Below are 20656 nucleotides of genomic sequence, written 5' to 3'. Positions count from 1 at the left end.
GCGCTCGTCGACTCGTTGACACCGCTCCGCGTCATGGGACAGAGTTCCCCTCGTTCCCCTAATGGATTTCCGTGGGTCACGGAGTGTGAAACGTAGTGGACGCGCGATTAGATACGGTGAATCCCCCGCCGTCCGGGACGATGGTGGGGATGTTCCGGCGCCAGGTCGCCCGGGCCCCGGAGTCGATCGCGGTGGTCGCCGCCGACGGCACGCTCTCCTACGGTGAGCTCGACGCCCGCGCCTCCGTCGTGGCGGGCGGGCTGCGGGACCGCGGGGTCGGGCCGGACGACATCGTCGCCGTCGCCGTCCCGCGCGGCGCGGACATGGTGGTGGCCGTCGTCGCGGTGCTCGCCGCGGGAGCCGCGTACCTGCCGCTCGACCCCGCCGGGCCGCCGGACCGGACGGCCGCGGTGCTCGCCGACGCCCGTCCCGCCCTGGTGCTGACGCCGGAGGAGCTACGGGCGCTGGAGGCCACGGCGGGGTCCGCCGCCCCGGTGGCGGACCCCGGTCCGGAGCGTGCCGCCTACGTCGTCTACACCTCGGGCTCGACCGGGAAGCCCAAGGGCGTGGTCGTCCCCCACGCGGGGATCGCCCGACTCGTCGCGGCGCAGCGGGAACGCTTCGGCGCGGGGCCGGGCGCCCGGGTGCTGCAGTACGCGTCGGTCGGCTTCGACGTGGCCGTCGCCGACCTGTGCATGGCGCTGCTCACCGGGGCCACGCTCGTCCTCGCGCCGCCCGAGGGGCTCCCGCCCGGCGAACCGTTCGCCCGGTTCGTCGCCGAGCACGGCGTCACCCATGTGTGCATGCCCCCGAGCGCGCTCGCGACCCAGCCGGACCTGGCGCTGCCCTCGGTCGCCTGCCTGATCGTCGCGGGGGAGGCGCTGGCCCCGGACCTCGTCGCCCGGTGGTCCGCCGGCCGCCGGATGATCAACGCCTACGGTCCGACCGAGACGACCGCCTGCGCCACCATGAGCGCGCCGCTCACCGGCGGCCCGGTGGTGTCGATCGGGACGGCGATCCCCGGCACCGAACTACGGGTGCTGGACGAGAAGTGCGCCCCGGCCGCCGAGGGCGAGCTGTACATCGGCGGCGCCGGGGTCGCGCGCGGCTATCTGGGCCGCCCCGGGGCGACCGCCGAGCGGTTCGTCGCCGATCCCTGGGGTCCGCCCGGATCGCGCATGTTCCGCACCGGGGACCTGGTCCGGGTGCTGCCCGACGGCGACCTGCTGTTCCTCGGCCGGGTCGACGACCAGGTGAAGATCCGTGGCCACCGGGTCGAACCGGGCGAGGTGGAGGCGGTGCTCGGCGCCCACCCGGCGGTGGCGCGGGCGGCGGTCGTCGCCCGCTCCGGACCGCTCGGCGCCTACCTGGTGGGCTATGTGGTGCCGCGCGGGGCGAGCGTGCCGGACCTGCGCGCGCACCTCGCCGGGCGGCTCCCGGCCCACCTCGTCCCGGACGTGATCGAGGTGGTCGGGGACTTCCCGCTGACCCCCAACGGAAAGCTGGACCGGGCCGCGTTCGCCGAGCCCGCGCCCCGGGCGTCGGGCGTGCTCGCCGACGACCTCGCCCGGCTGTTCGCCGAAGTGCTGTCGGTGGACCCGGTCGCGCCGGACGACGACTTCTTCGCCCTCGGCGGCACCTCGCTCATGGCCACCGCGCTGGTCAGCCGGATCCGGGTCGAACTGGCCGTGGAAGCGTCCGTGGCCACCGTGTTCGACGCCTCCACACCCGCCGACCTCGCCAAGACCCTGTCCGCGATGGACCCGGCGGACCCGACAGTCCCGGCGGACCCGGCCGGGAGCCGGACATGAAGGTCGTCGTCGTCGGGGCGGGCATGGCCGGGACCATGCTGGCGATCCGGCTGGCCCGCCGGGGCCACCGGGTGGACGTGGTGGAGCGGCGAGGCGATCCGCGCGGCGCGGACGGCCCGGACGCCGCGTCGATCAGCGTCGGGCTGTCCGAACGCGGACGGGCGGCGTTGCGCGACATCGGCCTCCTGGAGGAGGCCCTGGCCGAAGCGGTTCCCATGCGCGGGCGGATCGTCCACCACGGCGGCCGGGCCGCCTACCAGCCCTACGGCGCGGACGACACCGAGGTGCTGCACGCGGTCCGCCGCCACGACCTCAACATCACCCTGCTCGAAGCCGCCGAGAAGGTTCCCGGGGTGCGGCTGTGGTTCGGGCACCGCGTCACCGGTCTGACCGGCACCGGCCCGACCGGCACCGGGGTGCGGACCCCGGCCCGGACGTTCCCGGCGGACCTCGTGGTGGGCGCGGACGGCGCCTACTCGACCGTACGGGCGCAGCTGCACCGCCGGGTGGGCGCCGAGTTCCACCAGACGCATCTGGACTGGGGCTACCGGGAGTTCACCATCCCGGCCGTCGAACGGCCGGAGGCGCTGCACGTGTGGCCCGGCGAGCGGGGGCTGGTGGTGGCGCACCCCAACCCCGACGGCACGCTGACCGGCACCGTGTTCCTGCCGTTCGACGGCGCTACCGGGTTCTCGGGGCTGCGCGACCCGGCACGGGCCGGGGCGTTCCTGGCCGAGGAGTTCGGCGACCTGACCGATCTGGTGCCGGACCTGGTCACGCAGTTCCTCGCACACGAGCCGGGCAGCCTGGTGTCGGTGCGCACCGCGCCCTGGCGGCACGACCGCGTCGTCCTCGTCGGCGACGCCGCGCACGCCGTGTTCCCGTTCTACGGCCAGGGGATGAACGCCGCGTTCGAGGACTGCGCGGTGCTCGACGCCTGCCTCGCCGAGTACGCCCCGGACGAGGCGCTCGCCGCCTTCGAGGCCCGCCGCCGTCCGCACACCGACGTGCTCGCCGAGCTGTCCGCGCGCAACTTCGTGGAGCTGCGCGACCGGGTGCGGTCACCGGTGTTCCTGGCCCGCAAACGGATCGACTTCGCGCTCGGCCGTCTGCTGCCGGGGTGGCGGCCCCTGTACGAGATGATCAGCCACAGCAGCCTCCCGTACGGCGACGCGCTCGCCCGGGCCCGCCGCCAGGACCGCCTCCTCGGCGGAATCGCCGGGCTGGCCGGACTCGCCGGGCTCGGCACAGCCGCGTGGCTCGCCACGGCGCGCCGGAAGCGGAGCGGGAGATGCTGAGCCACCCGACGGGCGACGTCGCGCTGTTCGAGCCGGACCACCCGGACCTGCCCGCCGCCGCCGGGGTGGTCCTGGCGTGGGCGCGGTCCTATCTGTGCCGACCGCATCCCGATCTGGGGCGGGGCGGCGACGTCTGCCCGTACACGGCCGTCTCCCTGGAACGGGGCGGGTTCTTCCTCGCCGCGCACCCCGGACGGCCGGACCTGCGGGCGGTGATGACCGCCTACCGCGACTGGTTCCCCGACCTGCCGCCGAAAGAGGGGCCGCAGGCCAGGTACCGGACGGTCCTGGTGGTGCTGCCGGACGTGCCGCCCGGTGAGATCGACCGCACCCAGCGGGAGTTGAAGCCCGGCTTCGTGGAACGCGGCCTGATGATAGGCGAGTTCCACCCGGGACCGCCGCCCGCGCCCGGTCTGTGGAACGCCGACTTCCGGCCGATGCGCAGTCCGCTGCCGCTGCTGGCGGTGCGGCACATGGTGGCCGCCGACGCGCCGTTCCTGCGGGCCGACCCGGAGCACCTGGCGGCGTACCGGAGCCGGTTCGGGGACCGGGGAGCGCGTCGATGACGGTTCCGCTCCCGCCCGGGGCCCGGCGACTGTGGTTCCTCGAAGCGTTCGCCGACGGCGCGCCCCTGCACAACAACCCGGCGGTGTTCCGGCTGACCGGCCCCCTGTCGGTGGCCGCGCTCCGGCGCGCGGCGGACCTGGTGGTGGCCCGGCACCCGGTGCTGCGGACCACCTTCGACGAGGTCGACGGCGAGCCGGTCGGCCGGGTGGGTCCGGTGGTCGCGGCGGACCTCGTGGTGCGGACGGTGCCGGCCGCGAACGCCTCGGCGGACGCCGACGCGACCGTAGACACGGATGCTGCCGGAGCCGGAGCCGGAGCCGGAGCCGGAGCCGGAGCTGCGGACACGGACACGGACGCGGCCGCCGAGGCGTTCGCGGCGCGGGCCGTGCGGGAGCCGTTCGACCCGCGCACCGGGCCGCTGTTCCGGATCAGGCTGGGCCGGATCACGCCGACCGACCACGTACTGGTGATCAACACCCATCACGCGGTCGTCGACGGCACGTCACTATCGGTGCTGTGCCGGGAGATCAGCGCCCTGTACGCCGACCCGGCCCGGGCCCTGCCGGATCCCGGAGCGCCGCCGGACGCCGTCGACGACGACCCGTCCCGCCGGGCGTCCGATCTGGCGGGCGTGCCGGACCTGCTCACCCTGCCCACCGACCGGCCCCGCCCCAGGATGCGCGCCTTCCGGGGGGAGTTGCGCCGCCACGCCGTCGCCGAGGGACTCACCGCGCGGGTCGACGCGCTCGCCCGCGCCACCCGCGCCACCCGGTTCGTCGTGCTCCAGGCCGCGTACGCCGCCACCCTGGGCACGACGGCGGGACAGGACGACGTGGTGGTCGCCACCCTGTGGTCCGGGCGGCCGGGGCCGGAGTTCGCCGACGTCGTCGGGATGTTCGTGAACCCGGTGCCGTTGCGGGTGGGGATCGGCGGCGATCCGACCTTCCGCGAGCTGGTGGCCAGGGCCCGTCGCGCGGTCGCGGCGGGACTGGGCGGCGCGGCGGTCCCGTTCGACCGGATCGTCGAGGCGGTCGGCGCCCCCCGCGACCCGAGCCACGCGCCGCTCTGCCAGGCGCACCTCGTGATGCAGGAACCGCCCGGGGTGGCGTTCCCCGGCGTGCGGGCCGACCGGATGCTCCCGGACACGGGCACGGCCGACGTCGACCTCACCCTGATGGTGGAGTCCGGCGGCGCGGAGATGGCCGTGGTCACCGAGCACGACACGGACCTGTTCGACGGCGCCACGGTCGACGGGCTCGTCGGACGGCTGCTGGCCCTGCTGGACCGCGCGTGCGCCGACCCCGACCACCGGCTGTCGGCGTTGACGGCGAGGTCGGCGGGGGCGGCGGGGCCGCGGTCGGCGGCCGTGCCGATGGCGGCGCCGACCGGTGCTCCGGCGCCGTCGACCGTGCTGGAGCTGATCCGGTTCGGCGCGGACGGCCTCGCGGTGGGGGAGGTGTCCTACGCCGAACTGGACCGCCGTTCGGCGGCGCTGGCCTCGGTGCTGCGGGCGAGGGGCGCCGGGCCGGAGGAGTGGGTCGCGGTGGACCTGCCGCGCGGCCCGGACCTGGTGGTGGCCGTCCTCGGGATCTGGCGGGCGGGCGCGGTGTACGTGCCGGTGGAACCGTCGTGGCCCGAGCCGAGGCGCCGGGCCGTCACCGGGGCCGCCCGCGTGGTGCTGACCGGAATCCCCGAGCTGCCGGAGGAGTTCGAGCGCGTCGATCCCGGCATCACGCCCGAGTCGCTGGCGTACGTGTTCCACACGTCCGGCTCGACCGGCCGCCCGAAGGCGGTGGGCGTGCCGCACCGCGCGGTGGCCGGGATGCTGACCCGGTCGACGGCGTTGGTGGGGCTGGGCGCCGGGGACGTGATGGCGGCGATGACCTCCCCGGCGTTCGACATCTCGGTGTGGGAACTGGTGGCGCCGCTGACGGTGGGCGCCCGGGTGGTGCCGGTACCGCCGCAGACCGTGGTGGACGGCCCCGCGCTGGTGCGGCGGCTGAGGGCCGAGGCGGTCACGGCCGTCCAGGTCACCCCGTCGGTGTGGGCGGTGCTGGCGGCGGCCGGGGGAGTGCCGGAGCGCGTACGGGTCCGGGTGTCGATCGGGGAGGTGCTGACGCCGGAGCTGGCCGGGGAGCTGGGCGGGGCCGGGCTGTGGAACGCGTACGGCCCGACCGAGACGACGATCTGGTCGACCGCCGAACGGGTGCGCCCGGGCGGCCGGTTCGGCATCGGCGCCCCCCTCGACGGAGTGACCGCCCATCTGCTGAACGCGGGCCTGCGACCGGTCGACGACGATGTGGTCGGCGAGGTGTACCTGGGCGGTTTCCCGCTGGCGCGCGGCTATCTCGGCGCGCCCGGCCGGACGGCGACGAGGTTCGTCGCCGACCCGTTCTCGCCGGTCCCCGGCGCGCGCATGTACGCGACGGGCGATCTGGCGCGACGGCGGCCGGACGGTGTCGTGGAGTTCGTCGGACGGGTGGACGCGCAGCTCAAGGTGCGTGGTCACCGGGTGGAACCGGCCGAGGTGGAGGCGGCCTTGCGGGCGGACCCGGAGGTCGCCGACGCCCGGGTGGCCGGTGACGGCGACCGCTTGGTGGCCTATGTGGTCCCGGCCGCCGGGCCGCCCCGCTGGCCGGGGGTACGGGAGCGGCTGAGCCGGGTCCTGCCCGCCTATCTGGTGCCGTCGGCGATGGTGTCCGTGGCCGCGTTCCCGCTGACCAGCTCCGGAAAGCTGGACGTACGCGCGCTGCCCCCACCGGCGGAGGAGGCCGTCGTCTCCGCTCCCCGTCCGGGTCTGGAGACCACGCTCGCGGAGGTCTTCGCGGGCCTGCTGGCCCGCCCGGTCAACCGCGACGACGACTTCTTCCTGTCCGGTGGCCATTCCCTGGCGGCGGTGAAGGCCGTCGCCAGGATCCGGGCGACGGTCGGCGTGGAGGTGACGATCCGCACCCTGTTCGCCCACCCCACCGTCGCCGCGCTGGCCGCCGTGATCGAGGAGGACCGGGGAGGTCCCGGCACCCCGGAGATCCCGGAACTCCCGGAGGCCCCGGGGCCGGTGCCCGCTCCACCAGGACGGCTGTCCGGCTCGCAGCACGGACTGTGGATCATCCACCAGGCGGGCCGGGACGACGGCGCCTACGTCGTGCACGCCGCGTTCCGGCTGGAGGGCGCGCTCGACGAGGCGGAGCTGCGCGCGCGGTTCGCCCGCGCCCTGGCCGTCCATCCCGTCCTGCGATCGGCGGTCGTCGTCCAGGACGACGTTCCACGGCTGAGCGCGGCGCCCCTCACGGACGGACTGCTGGCGAGGGCCTGGCGCACCACCGACCTGAGCGGCCACGCGGACCCGTGGCCGGAGGCCGGACGCCTGGCCGCCCGGGACGCCGACCGCCCCTTCGACCTGACCCGGAGCCCGTTGGTACGGGCCCGTCTGATCAGAACCGGCCCCACGACCCACCTCCTGGCGGTCACCGCTCACCACATCGTCTGCGACGACACGTCGATGTCGATCCTGCTGACGGCCATGGCCACCACGGCCACCGTGGACCCGCTGCCCCCGCCCCTGTCCGGTGCCACGGACGTCCAGGGGACGGGGACCGCGCCCGGTACGGAGACCGGCGCACCGGAAGCACCGCTCTCCGCGCCGGGAGCCGTGGTCCCACGGCGACGGACCATCGAGTTCTGGGCGGAAGCGCTCCGCGACGCCCCGCCCGCCTCCGGACCCCCGCCGGACCACCCGTACGGCCCGGCCCCGACCCCCGGGCCGGGCGGACCGCCGCACCCGGAAACCGGTCCGGACCCGGCGCGTCCCCCACGGAGCGGTCCGGACCGGGCGCACCCCCGCCGGGTGGGCGCCGCTCCCGGTGCCACCCACCGGTTCACCGTCCCGGCCGGGCTCGCCCGCCGCTTCGCCGACTGGTGCCGGGGCGAGCGGGCCACCACCTTCGCCGGGCTCCTCGCCGTCCTCGCCCTGGTCTCCGCCACCCGGGACGGCGGTGACGACCTCGTCGTCGGCGCCCCGGTCGGCACCCGCCCGGCCGGGTGGGACGACGTGATCGGCATGTTCGTCACGACCCTCCCGCTCCGCCTCCGGGTGAACCGTCGCGCCACCCCCCGCGACCTGCTCGCCGACGCCACCGGGGTGGTGGCCGACGCGATGGACCACGCCGACGTCTCCCTGGCCGACATCCTCACCACGGTTCCCGGCCCCCGGGCGGACCACCCCCTGTTCCGGACGATGCTGGTCCTCAACCGCGAGACGGCCCCCGTCGCCTTCACCGGTCTGACCACCACCCCGCTGCCGATCGACCGCGCCACCAGCCGTTTCGACCTCACCCTCCACCTCAGGGAACGCGAGGGCGACGACTGGCCCGCCCTCATCGACTACCGCACCGACCGGTACGAGGCGGACACGATCACCAGGATCGCCGAACAGGTGCTGGCGGTCATGGACGCCGTGGTCCGCCACCCCGGTCTTCCCCTGTCCCGGCTGGACCTGCTGTCCCCGGCCGACACCGCCGCCCACACCGCCCTCGGCACCCGGTCCGGTCCGGCCTCCCCCGAAGGACCGGACACACCGTCCACCCGCCCGGCCGTCCGCGTCCGCCCCGCCGCCACGACCGTGGTGGACCTGATCGCGGCCCGCACCGCCCGGACCCCCGAGGCCACCGCCGTCCTCGACCTCGCCGCCGAGCCCCTCACCTACCGAGAACTGGACCGCCGGTCCTCGGCCGTCGCCCACCAGCTGCGCGCGTCGGGCATCCGGAACGAGGACCCGGTCGCGATCGCCATCCCGTCCGGCGCCGACGCGATCGTCGCGATCCTCGGCGTGCTCAAGGCGGGCGGATGCTTCGTCCCCGTCGACCCCGCCCAGCCGCCCGCCCGGCGGCGCGCCCTGATCACCGCCAGCGGTGCGAAGACCGTCCTGACCCGCGACGCCCTCCCGGCCACCGGCCACCACGAACCCACGCCCCTCCATCCGTCCCAGCTCGCCTACGTCGTCCACACCTCCGGTTCCACCGGCGAACCCAAGGGCGTCGAAGTGCAGCACGACACCCTCCTCAACCTCACCACCGCGTTCATCGCCGAGCACGGCCTCACCGCCGCGCACCGCCTCCTGATGGTCCCGCCCCCGCACTTCGACGCCGCGTTCGGCGACGTCTTCCCCGTCCTCGCGGCCGGGGCCACCCTGGTCATCCACCCCGAACCGGGCGGCCTCACCGGAGGGGACCTGCTCAAGCTCTGCGTCGAGCACCGGCTGTCCGCGGTGGACACGGCGGCCCCCCTGTGGCAGCGCTGGGTGGCGGATCTCGCCGGGGAACGCCTCCCGTTGGAGATGATGATGGTCGGCGGCGACGTCGTCCCGGCGGCGACCGTCCGCGCGTGGGCGAAGCACGGCGTCCCCCTCCACAACCACTACGGTCCGACGGAAGCCACCGTCTGCGCGACCAGTCACCGCACCGTCGACGGCCATGAGCACCCCACCCGGCTGCCGATCGGCCGCCCGCTGCCGAACGTCCGCGTCCACCTCCTCGACCGGTCGCTGCGCAGGGTGCCCGTCGGCGTGGTCGGCGAGGTCTACATCGGAGGGACGGCGCCCGCCCGGGGGTACCGGGGGAACCCGGCCGCGACCGCCACGGCGTTCCTCGCCGACCCGTACGGCGACCGGCCCGGCGCCCGCATGTACCGCACCGGCGACCTCGCGAGGCTGAACCCGCACGGCACGCTCGAATTCGTCGGCCGGGCCGACGACCAGGTCAAGATCCGTGGCAACCGGGTGGAACCGGGGGAGGTGGCGGCCGTGCTCGCCGCGCACCCCGCCGTCGCGGAGGCCGTGGTGGTGGCCAGGGGCGACCGCCTCATCGGCTACGTCGGCGCCCCGAACCCGACCGCCCCCGCCCGGACCGCTCCCGGTCCGACCGTTCCCGGTCCGAGGGGCGCTGTATCGGACGCTTCCGGTCCGACCGCTCCCGGCCTGAGAGCCGCAGTCCCGGATGTTCCCGGTCTGACCGCCCCCGCCCCCGCCCCCGTCCCTGAGCCGCAGGTCGCCGTCCCAGACGCCCCCGGTCCGACCGCCCCCGGCCCGCAGGCCGCCGTCCCGGGCGTTCCCGGTCCGACCGCTCCCGTCCCGCAGACCGTAGTCCCGGACGCTTCTGGTCCGAGCGCTCCCGTTCCGAGGGCCGCCGTCCCGCAGGCCGCCGTCCCGACCGCCCCCGGCCCGAGGGTCGCCGTCCCGGACGCTTCCGGCCTGCGCGCCTTCTGCGCCGGGCGTCTGCCCGCGCACCTCGTGCCGGACACCGTGGTCGTCCTCGACGCCCTTCCCACCACCAGCGGCGGCAAGGTCGACCACGCCGCCCTCCCCGAACCCCCCGGCGCCCCCTCCGCCCCGGCGGATCCGCCCCGGACCGCCACCGAGCGGGCCGTCGCCGCCATCTGGGCGACCGTGCTCGACCGGCCCGACGTGGACCGCGCCGCCGACTTCTTCGCCCTCGGCGGGCACTCGCTGATCGCCGCCCACGTCCTCGCCGCCGTTCGCGACCGCCTCGGCGTCACGGTGCCGATGCGCACCCTGTTCACCGCGCCCACCGTGGCGGCGTTCGCGACGGCCGTCGACGCCGGTGCCCCGGCGGACCTGCCCACCGTCGACCGGTTGCGCGCCGACGCCGTCCCCCCGCCCGGGATCCGCCTCCGCACCCCCGACCCGCGCAGAGCGCCCGCCGCGCACCCGCGCCGGACACCCGCCGCCCGCCCGCCCCGCGTCCCGTCCGGCACGGCGCGCCGCATCCTGCTCACCGGCGCCACCGGCTTCCTCGGCCGTCACCTCCTCGACCAGCTCCTGGCCCGGACCGACGCCCGGATCCACTGCCTCGTCCGCCGGTCCTCGATCGACCGGCTGCCGGTCCACGACCGGGTGGTCCCGGTCCCCGGCGACCTGTCCGCACCCGGACTCGGGCTGTCCACCGAGGACCACGACGCCCTCACCACCGTGGACGCGATCTACCACAACGCCGCCGTACCGCACTTCGCCGCGCCCTACGACGCCCTCAAACCCGCCCACGTCGACGCCACCGCCGCGATCCTGCGCCTGGCCGACGGCAGCGGCGCCCCGCTGCACCTGATCTCCACCCTCGGCGTCTTCCTCGGTGACGCCTACGACGGCCGCGTCGTCACCGAGGCCGACGCCCCCACCGACCCGACCGGCCTCGCCAGCGGCTACGACCTCAGCAAATGGGTGGCCGACGCCATGGCCGCCGCCGCCCGCGACCAGGGTCTGCCCGTCTCGATCCACCGCATCGCGGCCATCGTCGGCGACACCGTCACCGGCGCCGCCGACCCGCGCTCCGCGTTCAGCCGCTGGCTCACCGGATGCGTCGCCGCGGGCGCCGTCCCGGACACCGCCGAGGTGCTGGACATGGTGCCCGTCGACACGGTGGCCGCGGCGGTCGTCGCGCTCTCCCAGGTCCCGGACCACCTCGGCCGGGACCACCACTACCACGGCGACGGCGGCCTCACCCGGGCCGCCCTCGCCGCCGCCCTCACCTCGGCCGGTCACCCGACCGAGGTGGTGCCGTACCACCGATGGCGGGAGCGGATGCTCGCCGACCCGGCCGGGCCCTTCGCCCCGCTCGCCTTCTCCCTGCCCGAACGCCCCCGCCCGCACCCGCGGTTCGACTGCTCCCGCACCTGGGCCGCCGCGGCCGGGGCGGGGGTGGGGTTCCCCCCGGCCGACGAGCGAATGCTGCGCAGGCACCTGGACTTCCTCACGGATGCCGGCGCGCTTTCCGGAAGTGGATGACCATGCCCTTGCCCGAAGAATCCCTCGGTGTCCCGGCTCCGGTACTGGACCGGCTCGGCGCGGCCGGATACCGGGCCATGATCGCCGGTGTCCGGCTCGGGGTGTTCACCGCGCTGGAACCCGGCCCGCTGTCCGTCGGGGAACTGGCCACCAGGATCGACGGCGACCCGGCCGGAGTGCGCAGCCTGGTGAACGTCCTGGTCACCTTCGGCTATCTGCGGCACGACGAGGACGGGGTCACGACCGTCGCCGCGCCCGGCCAGGTGGACGCCGAACTGTTCTGGCACGAGGTCCTGTTCGAGCACTGGGCCGACATCGAGGACACCATCCGCACCGGCACGCCCCGCCGGGGCTTCTACACCTGGCTGGACGAGCGCCCCGCCAGCGGGGCCCGGCTGCGCCGGATGCTCGCCGGTGCCGCCGTGGAACTGGCCGACGGCATCGCCGCCGCGCTGCCCCCCGCGGCGACCGTCCTGGACATCGGCGGCGGCCACGGCGACCACGCCGTCGAACTGTGCCGCCGCCGCCCGGACGTCCGGGTCACCGTCTTCGACCTGCCCGGGACGGTCACGGCCCTGCGCGAAGACGCCCCGCCGGACCGGGTGACGGCGCGGGCGGGCGACTACCTCACCGACGACCTGGGCTCCGGACACGACCTGGTGCTGCTCTTCAACGTCCTGCACGGCCACCGCCCCGAGGAATGCCGCGAGCTGTTCCGGCGCGCGGCGAAATCGCTGTCCCCCACCGGAAGCGTCGCCATCCTCGACCACGACCGGGAACCCCCGGCCGGGCTGGGCCCGGCCGCGAACGGGTACCTCGGCATGTTCGACCTGACCCTGTGGCAGGGCCACGGCGGCGGAGTGCACCGCTACACCGACCTCGCGGCCTGGCTGGGCGAGGCCGGGCTCACCGAGACACGGGTCGTGCCGCTCGCCGCGTCCCCGCTGGAGAAACTGCTGATCGCCGGTCGTCCGTCGTGACCGCCGACCCGTACCCGGGCTACGCCTGGTTGCGCGCGCACGACCCGGTCTGCCCCGTCGACGACCCGCGCGTCCCCGGTCGGACCTGGCTGGTGACCCGGTACGACGACGTCCGCGCCTGCCTGGCCGACCGCCGCCTGGGCAGCCGCGCCCCGGCCGACCCCGACCCGCGCCCGCCCGGTCTGTCCCAGCTGGACGATCCCGGACACACCAGGCTGCGTCGGCTCGTCGCCTCGGCGTTCACCCCCGCCGCCGTGTCCCGGCTGCGCGATCGCACCGCCCGGACCTGCGCGCACGCCGTCGGGTCGTTCGCCGGGCGGGGGCACGCGGACCTCGTCGCCGAGTACACCCGGGAGATCCCGGTCGCCGTGGTGCACGATCTGCTCGGCGTCCCGGAGACCGAACGCCCGCCCGCCGCCGACGTGTTGGACATGTGGTACCGCGCGAAGTTCCAGCAGCCCCGCGACGAGGTGAAGCTGGCGGAGGTGCTGGAGTACGTCCGGAGGCTGGTGGCCTACAAACGCTCCCACCCGGGGGACGACCTGCCGACGCGGTTGATCGAGTCGGACGCGCTGACCGGCGACGAACTGGAGGTGATGGTCATGACCTTGATCGGCGCCGGTCACATCACCACGATCCAGTTCCTCGGCACCACCATCCTGCGACTGCTCGGCGACCCCGGTCAGCGGGCCGCCCTGCTCGGCGGCGCCGTCGACTGGTCCCGGGCGGTCAACGAACTGCTGCGCCTGGACCCGCCGGACCACGTGGCGGAGTACCGGTACGCGGGCGAGGAGCTGACGATCGCGGACACCCGGGTGGGGGAGGGCGACGTGGTGCTGCTGTCGCTGGCGGCGGCGAACCGCGACCCCGACCGGTTCCCCGACCCCGACGCCCTGGACCTCACCCGTGACGCCCGCCCGCACCTGGCGCTGGGCCACGGCGCGCACGCCTGCCTGGGCAGCCATCTGGTGAAGCTGCAGACGGAGATCGCGATCACCACGCTCTTCGGCCGCCTGCCGGACCTGACCCTGGACATCCCGGGCGACCGGGTCGACTGGGGCTACGCCCCGACGTTCCGGGGCCCCCGGGCCCTCCCGGTCACCTTCACCCCCGTATGAGCCCCCGGTCCGGTCAGCTCCGGGCGGGCTCCACGGCCACGACCGTTCCGCTCAGCTTCTCGTGGAGCATCCGGTGGCCGGTGCCGTTGCGGACGATGAACAACGCGTCGACGACCATGACCAGGGTGAACAGCGGATAGAACTGTACGTAGAAGAGCAACGTGTGGAAGAAGGCGCCCCAGCCCGGACGCCCGCCCGTGGCACGGACCAGCGGCCGGAGGCCCTTGACCCGGTGTCCCACCGTCCGGCCGAAGAGGAAGCACGCCAGGATCTCGTAGACCAGCAGCATCCCCAGGAGGAACGCGGGGACGGCCGCCAGCAGCGCCAGCGCCGCGCCCAGCAGGACGGCGGGCACCAGACAGACCGCCGCGTCGATGCCCCAGGCGCCCGCCCGGCTCCCGAGCGGGGCGTGCGTCAGCGGCTGCTCCGGACCGACGGCGGGAGGAGCCGTGGGGACGGTGCTCCGGTCCGACGACGCGGCGGCACGCCGGACGGCCGGGTCCGGGGTGCTCGGGGCGGCGGAGCGCGGCGCGCCGGATCCCGCCGGTACGGCGGTCTCCCCGGCGACGGCCGTGGGGCGGAGATCCCGAGGGGCCGTGGCGGACCGGTCCGCCACGGTCACCGGCTCGGCGGGGGTCCCGGCCCCGGGTCCGGCGGGGGCGGTGACGGGCTTCGTCGGCTGCTCCGCAGGGTCGACCAGGGTCGGCGGCACAGCGGCGCTCCGGGTCGCCCCGGTCCGGCCCGCACGGCCTCCCGGCAGCGCTTCCTCCAGCGCGTCGCGCATCGCGGCGGCGTCCGGATAGCGGTCCCCGGGCTTCTTCGCCAGGGCCCGCAGCACGACCTCGTCCACCGTCCCCGGCACTCCCGCGCGTCGTTCCCCCGGCGGCACCGGTATCCCCTGGATGTGCTGGAGCAGGATCACGAACGGCGAGTCCCCCAGGAACGGCGGCTGCCTCGTGAGCAGTTGGTACAGCAGACATCCGGTGGAGTACAGATCGGAACGGGCGTCGACGTCCCGCCCCTCCGCCTGCTCCGGCGACAGATACGCCGGTGTCCCCACCGTGGCCCCCGTCGCCGTCAGCCGCGTCGAGGTCTCCGCCAGCAGCCGCGCGATCCCGAAGTCCAGCACCTTCACCCGGTCCCGCGTACCCCCCGACCCCGCCAGTGGACCGCTCACCATCACGTTCGACGGTTTGACGTCCCGGTGCACCACACCCTGTCCATGACTGTGCTCCAGCGCGTCCAGCACGTCCACGGCGATCCGGACCGCCTGGTCCACCGACAGCGGCCGCTCGTACACGATGCCGTCGAGGGTGCGGCCTTCCACGTACTCCATGACGATGAACGGAGTCCGGGTCTCCCCGTCGGCGTCCTCACCGACGTCGTGGAGCACCGCGATGCCGGGATGGCTCAGCCGCGCCGCCGTCCGCGCCTCCCGCCAGAACCGGGCGGTGAACTGGGGGTCCCGCAGCAGCTCCGGCGGAAGGGTCTTCACCGCGACCTGCCGCCCCAGCTCCCGGTCCAGTGCCCGGTGCACCACTCCCATCCCGCCCTGCCCCAGCGTCCCCTGGATCTCGTACCGCCCCGCCAGCACCCGCATCCCCGTCCGCGCCCTTCCGTCCGTACCGTCCCGCGACGGTGATGGTCCGCCGCTGCCACAGTGTGTGGGGTGCCGTCGCCGCGTGTCCGGACTTCCGCGCGAATCCCGGTACGGCCCGGGCGGACGCCGCGAATCCGGCCGCCGCGGTCGCGTGCCGACCGCCGCGGTGGACGCGGCGCCGCCTGGCGGCGAGGGCGGCCGGTACCGGTGATCCGGGGCATGCCGTGCCGGTGCCGGGATGCTCAGGCCGGGGAGGGACCGGCCCCGTGGACACACCCGGCATCCCCGGCATCCGCGAATTCCGTTGAGTCCGCGCCCCCCGATCGTGTTGGCTGGAGGCACCGGACCGTCAGTACCGCAGGGTCCGCCTGGCCGTAGCAGGGAGCAAACGTGCAGGACGATGTCGTCGACCCCGTCGCCCACAACCGGGCCGCCTGGGACAAGTACGCCCAGGAGGGCGACGAGTGGACGCTGCCGGTGAGCACCGAGGAGGTCGAGCGCGCCCGCACGGGCGACTGGTCGATCGTCCTCATCGGGAACGAGCCGGTCGACCGCTCCTGGCTGCCGACGGACCTGACCGGCAAGGACGTGCTGTGTCTGGCCTCCGGCGGTGGCCAGCAGGGTCCGATCCTCGCCGCGGCGGGGGCGCGGGTCACCGTCTTCGACAACTCACCCGGCCAGCTCGGCCAGGACCGGTTGGTGGCGGAGCGCGACGGGCTCGACCTGCGCACCGCCCTGGGCGACATGCGCGACCTCGGCGCCTTCGGCGACGCGACGTTCGACGTGGTGTTCCATCCGGTCTCCAACCTGTTCGTACCGGAGCTGGCACCGGTGTGGCGGGAGTGCTTCCGGGTCCTGAGGCCGGGGGGAACCCTGCTCTCGGGCTTCATCAACCCCGACGCGTACCTGTTCGACCACGAGGCGCTGGAGGAGCGCGGCGAGCTGGTCGTCGCGCACAAGCTGCCCTACAGCGACGTCACGCACTACTCGGCGGAGGAACGCGCCGCCAAGTTCGGCGCGGACGCCGCCCTTGAGTACGGCCACACCCTCACCGACCAGATCGGCGGGCAGCTCGCCGCGGGGTTCGTCCTCACCGGCTTCGCGGAAGGGCCGCACCACTCCGACGCGTCCGCCGCCTACTTCTCGGGCTATTTCGCGACGCGCGCGGTCAAGCCGGGCTGACCCGGCCGTGGCGTGGGGCCGTGGCCGGGACCGCCCGGCCACGGGGCCGCCCGGGACGGCGAGCGTCCCCGTGCGGCCGGGTGTGCCGTGCCGCCGGGACGGACGGGGGCGCGCCCGTCCCGGCGGCACGGCACCGGGACGGGATCAGCCCGCGACCAGCTCCCGCTTCCGGCGCGGCTTGTCGGCCTTGGGCTTCCTGTTCGGCAGCGAGAGCCGGACGACCTTGCGCCACGCGGAGAACACCTGCTTGGGCAGCGGCCCGGTGACGTACTCCAGCTCGTACTTCTCGAAGAGCGCGCGCACCTTCACCGAGACCTCGGCGTACCGGTTGCTCGGCAGGTCCGGGAACAGGTGGTGCTCGATCTGGTGCGACAGGTTGCCGGTCATGAAGTGCATGGCCTTGCTGCCGCTGATGTTCGCGGAGCCCATCATCTGGCGCAGGTACCACTGGCCGCGCGTCTCGCCCCTGATCGACCGGCGCTCGAAGACCTGCACGCCCTCGGGGAAGTGTCCGCACATGATCACCGAGTGGGACCAGAGGTTGCGGACCAGGTTCGCGGTGAACGTGGCGGCGAGCGTGGTGAGGAACGACGGACCGGACAGCAGCGGGTGGATCACGTAGTCCTTGAGCACCTGCTTGCGGATCTTGCGTCCCACGGCCTTGGCCCGCGCGCGGAACTCCGGGTTCTTGCGGCGGTGCTTGCTCAGGTTCCGGCCGAGCTCCAGGTCGTACGCGGCGATGCCGTACTCGAAGAAGCAGGCGTTGACGAAGTTCCACAGCGGCTGGCCGAGGTGGAACGGGTACCACTTCTGGTCCTCGTCGACGCGCATGATGCCGTAGCCGAGGTCATTGTCCTTGCCGATCACATTGGTGTACGTGTGGTGCAGCTCGTTGTGCGAGTGCTTCCACTGCTCGGCGGGCGAGGCGTGGTCCCACTCCCAGGTGGTGGAGTGGATCTTCGGATCCCGCATCCAGTCCCACTGCCCGTGCAGGACGTTGTGGCCGATCTCCATGTTCTCCATGATCTTCGCCACGGACAGCCCCGCGGTGCCGATCACCCACGCGGGCGGGAAGATCGAGAACAGCAGCACGCCCCGGCTGACCAGCTCCAGCTTGCGTTGCGCCGAGATGACCTTGCGGATGTAGGCGGCGTCCTTCTCACCACGGCTGGCGATCACCTCGTCGCGGATCGCGTCCAGCTCGCGACCGAGCTCCTCGATCTGCTCCGGGGTCAGATGGGCGGTGGGGTCGATGGCGGTCAAGGTGTTCCTACCGTTCGATGTCGCAGGGGCCCGCCGCGGCGGACACACAGGTCTGGATGAGGACGCCCGGCTCGGCCTCGGTGATCTCGCCGGTGCGCAGGTCGCGGACGGCGCCCGCCTTGAGCGGCGAGACGCAGCCGAAGCAGATGCCCATGCGGCACCCGGAGGGCATGAGCACGCCGGCCTCCTCACCGACGTCCAGCAACGGCGTGGCGCCGTCCGCCTCGACGGTCTTCCCGGTGGTGCTGAACGTGACCTCGCCACCGTCGCCGACGGCGGCGACGACGGGACGGAAGCGCTCGGTGTGCAGCCGCTCCGGCACGCCGTGTCCGGCCCAGTGCTTCTCGGCGGCGTCGAGCAGACCGGCGGGTCCGCAGGCCCAGGTCTCGCGCTCGGCCCAGTCGGGCACCAGTTCGTCGAGACGGGCGATGTCCAGCACGCCGTCCGTGTCGGTGTGCACCTCGGTGAGACGCAGCTTCCCGTCCGCGACCAGGGCGTGGAGCTCGTCGCGGAAGATCACGTCCTGCGGCCGGGGCGCGGAGTGCACCATGACGACGTCGTCCAGCCCGGTGTCGCGCAGCATGCCCATCACCGGAGTGATGCCGCTGCCGGCCGTCAGATAGAGCACCTTGGCGGGCCTGGCCTGCGGCAGCACGAAGTCACCGGTCGCCTGGTCCAGCCGGATCAGCGTGCCCGGTGTCGCCTGGCGGACCAGGTGGTTGCTGACCTTGCCGTCCGGGATCGCCTTCACGGTGATCGTGACGCGGCCGTCCCGGCGGTCCGTCGGCGAGGTGAGGGAGTAGGCGCGCCACAGGCGCACCCCGTCGACGTCGACCCCGATCCGCACGTACTGACCGGCCGTGTGGCCGCGCCAGCCCCGTCCCGGCCTGATCACCACGGTCGCGGCGTCACCCGTCTCGGGACGCACGGCCTCGATGCGCCCGTGCAGGTCGGCGCCCGCGCGCAGCGGGCTGACCAGGTCGAGGTAGTCCGACGGCAGCAGCGGCGTCGTGACCATCTCCAGCAGTTTCCACGCCCTACTGCGGAGGGCTGCACTCGTCATGACTCCAGCTTGATGCGCCTCCGGGCGTAGAGTCCTACCCGTAGGACGTGAATCTGGTCAACCGAATTGTTCGCAGGGAACAAAACATGGGGCATGTAACCCGGAGGGCCGCCGAGCTGGCCCTGGACGAGACGACGGTCACCGCACTCCGGGCGGCGCTGAAGGGCACCGCCGACGAGGTCGTCCAGGCGATCATCGACGAGGTGCCTCCCTACGCCAACGCCCTTTCGGGCCGCATGGGCGGCACCATCCGCCGGGCCGTCCGCACCGCCCTGGGGCACTACCTGGACCTCGCCAGCGGGAACGCCACGAGCGGCGACGCCGGTGACGCGGCCTACGAGCTGGGCCGGGGCGAGGTGCGCGACGGCCGTTCGATGGACGCCCTGCTCAGCGCCTACCGGGTCGGCGCCCGGGTGGCCTGGCGATGCCTGGCGGCGGGCGCCGTGCCCGCGGGGCTGCCCGCCGCCGAGGTCGCCAAGTTCGCCGAGCTGACCTTCGCCTACATCGACGAGCTCTCCGCCGCGAGCGCCGCGGGCCACGCCGACGAGCTGGCCGCCCGGGGCCGGGCCCACGAGCGCCACCTGGAACACCTGGCCCGTGACCTCCTCGCCGACGCCAGCCCCGACGTGCTGCTGGCCTCCGCCCAGCGGGCGGGGTGGCAGCCCCCGGGCTCGCTGACCGCGGTCCTGCTGCCCGCCGCCCAGGCCCGCCCCGCCTACCGCGCGCTCGACCCGAGCACCCTCGTCCTCGACGACCTGCCGGACGCCACCGGCGTGCTGCTCGTCCCCGACGCCGACCGCGCGCACCTCCTGCGACGGCTGACCGACCGGACCGCCGTGGTCGGCCCGGCCCGGCCGTGGATCAGGGCGTCCGCCTCGTACGAGCGGGCCGTCCGCGCGCGCTCCCTCTCCTCCGACATCCGCGACACCGAGGACCATCTGCCCGAGCTGGTGCTGAGCGCCGACGCGGACGCGTTCGCGGACCTGCGCGTCCGGGCCCTCGCACCACTGCGGACCGTGCCCGTCGCGACGGCGCGGCGGCTGGAGGAAACCCTGCGGGAGTGGCTGCTGCACCAGGGCAGACGGGACGAGGTGGCGGCGGCGCTGTTCGTCCACCCCCAGACGGTCCGGTACCGGATGGCGCAGCTGCGGGAGCTGTTCCCGGATCTGGCGTCTCCCGGACGGGTCCTCGAACTGACGCTCGCGGTCGGCCTCCGCACCGGCTGACGCGCACGGCGACCGTCCTGTCCGTGGCCGCGAGCGGTCCGGGGCCGGGGCCGACGCGGCGGCTAGGTCGTTTCTTACGGGTCTGGCTGGATCAGGGAGCGGGGCCTGGTGCGTGCGATCGCAAGGCGGAGGATGGAGCCCACGCGGAGCGTCGGCGACTGACGACAACGCGGCTGGGGGTCCCCCCGGGCGGAGCCTGGGGGAGTGCGTGCCAGGCCCCGCGAGCCCAGCAAGATCCGTAAGAGACGGCCTACGGGCGGGTGGCCGACGCGGGGACTCCCGCCTTCCGCATCCGGTCGGCGAGGAACTCCATCTCGGGAAGGGTTCCCGAGAGTTCCCCGGCCAGCACGCGGCTCAGCGCGGCCTTGGCCCCGGCCGGATCGAGGCCCAGCGCGGCCCGCAGCACCCGCATGGCCGGGACGTTCCTCCCCCGGGGGACCACCCGCAACGTCGCCGCTCCGTGCTCGGAGAGCATCCGTTCCCGCAGCTCGGCGGGGAGGGCCGCGTCGCACTCGGCGATCGCGAACCCACAGGCCGAGCAGGCCGCCTCCACGTCCCACCGCAAGGAGTCGCCCACCAGGGCCTGGACCCCGTGGCACTCCAGTCGCGCTCCGCAGTCCTGGCACACCGTGGTGTACGTGAGGGACTCCCACACCGTCCTTCCCACCTCCAAGAACCCGACCGGTCGGGTGCCGCTTCCGCGCCGGATCACCACCGCTCCCGCGCGGTGCGGACCGTGATGTCCAGGGACCG

The 20656-nt window shown here is 74.7% G+C and carries 12 protein-coding genes; 8 read left to right on the top strand and 4 right to left on the bottom strand.

Annotated elements, in window-relative coordinates; all coding sequences use genetic code 11:
- Positions 1 to 140 precede the first annotated feature (140 nt).
- From ACVWNX_RS03925 to ACVWNX_RS03900, 6 genes are read left to right on the top strand one after another with little or no spacing between them, the layout of a single operon-like run.
- Entirely contained in the window at positions 141 to 1811 is a 1671-nt protein-coding gene (locus ACVWNX_RS03925; protein WP_454414620.1) for a non-ribosomal peptide synthetase, read from the top strand.
- Positions 1808 to 3109 carry an FAD-dependent oxidoreductase gene (locus ACVWNX_RS03920; RefSeq protein ID WP_454412454.1) on the top strand — a complete coding sequence of 434 codons (1302 nt, stop codon included), beginning with the start codon at positions 1808 to 1810 and terminating at the stop codon, positions 3107 to 3109. Before ACVWNX_RS03925 ends, ACVWNX_RS03920 begins: the two co-directional genes overlap by 4 nt.
- Positions 3103 to 3675: a DUF6875 domain-containing protein gene (locus ACVWNX_RS03915; RefSeq protein WP_454412453.1), complete on the top strand. Its 573-nt coding sequence runs from the start codon at positions 3103 to 3105 to the stop codon at positions 3673 to 3675. Before ACVWNX_RS03920 ends, ACVWNX_RS03915 begins: the two co-directional genes overlap by 7 nt.
- Positions 3672 to 11471, top strand: coding sequence for a non-ribosomal peptide synthetase (locus tag ACVWNX_RS03910; RefSeq protein ID WP_454412452.1), 7800 nt, complete (start codon positions 3672 to 3674; stop codon positions 11469 to 11471). The genes ACVWNX_RS03915 and ACVWNX_RS03910 overlap by 4 nt, the downstream gene beginning before the upstream one ends.
- Positions 11468 to 12451 (top strand): methyltransferase, encoded by a 984-nt coding sequence (locus ACVWNX_RS03905; protein ID WP_454412451.1) that lies wholly within the window; start codon positions 11468 to 11470, stop codon positions 12449 to 12451. Before ACVWNX_RS03910 ends, ACVWNX_RS03905 begins: the two co-directional genes overlap by 4 nt.
- A complete protein-coding gene (locus ACVWNX_RS03900) occupies positions 12448 to 13569 on the top strand; it encodes a cytochrome P450 family protein (RefSeq protein WP_454412450.1) in 1122 nt (373 codons plus the stop codon). Before ACVWNX_RS03905 ends, ACVWNX_RS03900 begins: the two co-directional genes overlap by 4 nt.
- 13 nt (positions 13570 to 13582) lie before the next feature.
- Here the strand turns inward: ACVWNX_RS03900 and ACVWNX_RS03895 are convergent, their stop codons facing one another.
- Complete coding sequence (locus ACVWNX_RS03895; RefSeq protein ID WP_454412449.1) at positions 13583 to 15169, bottom strand: protein kinase domain-containing protein; 1587 nt, start codon at positions 15167 to 15169, stop codon at positions 13583 to 13585.
- A gap of 390 nt (positions 15170 to 15559) precedes the next feature.
- Between ACVWNX_RS03895 and ACVWNX_RS03890 the strand changes: the two genes are divergently transcribed.
- A complete protein-coding gene (locus tag ACVWNX_RS03890; protein ID WP_454412448.1) occupies positions 15560 to 16351 on the top strand; it encodes a class I SAM-dependent methyltransferase in 792 nt (263 codons plus the stop codon).
- A 144-nt stretch (positions 16352 to 16495) separates the two neighbouring features.
- Here ACVWNX_RS03890 and ACVWNX_RS03885 read toward each other — a convergent pair whose 3' ends face one another.
- Both ACVWNX_RS03885 and ACVWNX_RS03880 read right to left on the bottom strand, forming a co-directional pair.
- Positions 16496 to 17614, bottom strand: coding sequence for a fatty acid desaturase family protein (locus tag ACVWNX_RS03885; RefSeq protein ID WP_454412447.1), 1119 nt, complete (start codon positions 17612 to 17614; stop codon positions 16496 to 16498).
- A gap of 7 nt (positions 17615 to 17621) precedes the next feature.
- Complete coding sequence (locus tag ACVWNX_RS03880) at positions 17622 to 18632, bottom strand: ferredoxin reductase (RefSeq protein WP_454414619.1); 1011 nt, start codon at positions 18630 to 18632, stop codon at positions 17622 to 17624.
- A gap of 131 nt (positions 18633 to 18763) precedes the next feature.
- On the opposite strand from ACVWNX_RS03880, the gene ACVWNX_RS03875 reads away from it, so the two are divergent.
- Complete coding sequence (locus ACVWNX_RS03875) at positions 18764 to 19903, top strand: PucR family transcriptional regulator (RefSeq protein ID WP_454412446.1); 1140 nt, start codon at positions 18764 to 18766, stop codon at positions 19901 to 19903.
- A gap of 250 nt (positions 19904 to 20153) precedes the next feature.
- On the opposite strand, the gene ACVWNX_RS03870 is transcribed toward ACVWNX_RS03875, so the two are convergent.
- Positions 20154 to 20558, bottom strand: a complete 405-nt coding sequence (locus ACVWNX_RS03870) for a hypothetical protein (protein ID WP_454412445.1) — start codon at positions 20556 to 20558, stop codon at positions 20154 to 20156.
- Between the last annotated feature and the right edge of the window lie 98 nt (positions 20559 to 20656).

It is taken from the genome of Streptomyces sp. JNUCC 64 (genome assembly GCF_054484115.1).
This window is presented reverse-complemented; position numbering and strand designations above follow the sequence as displayed.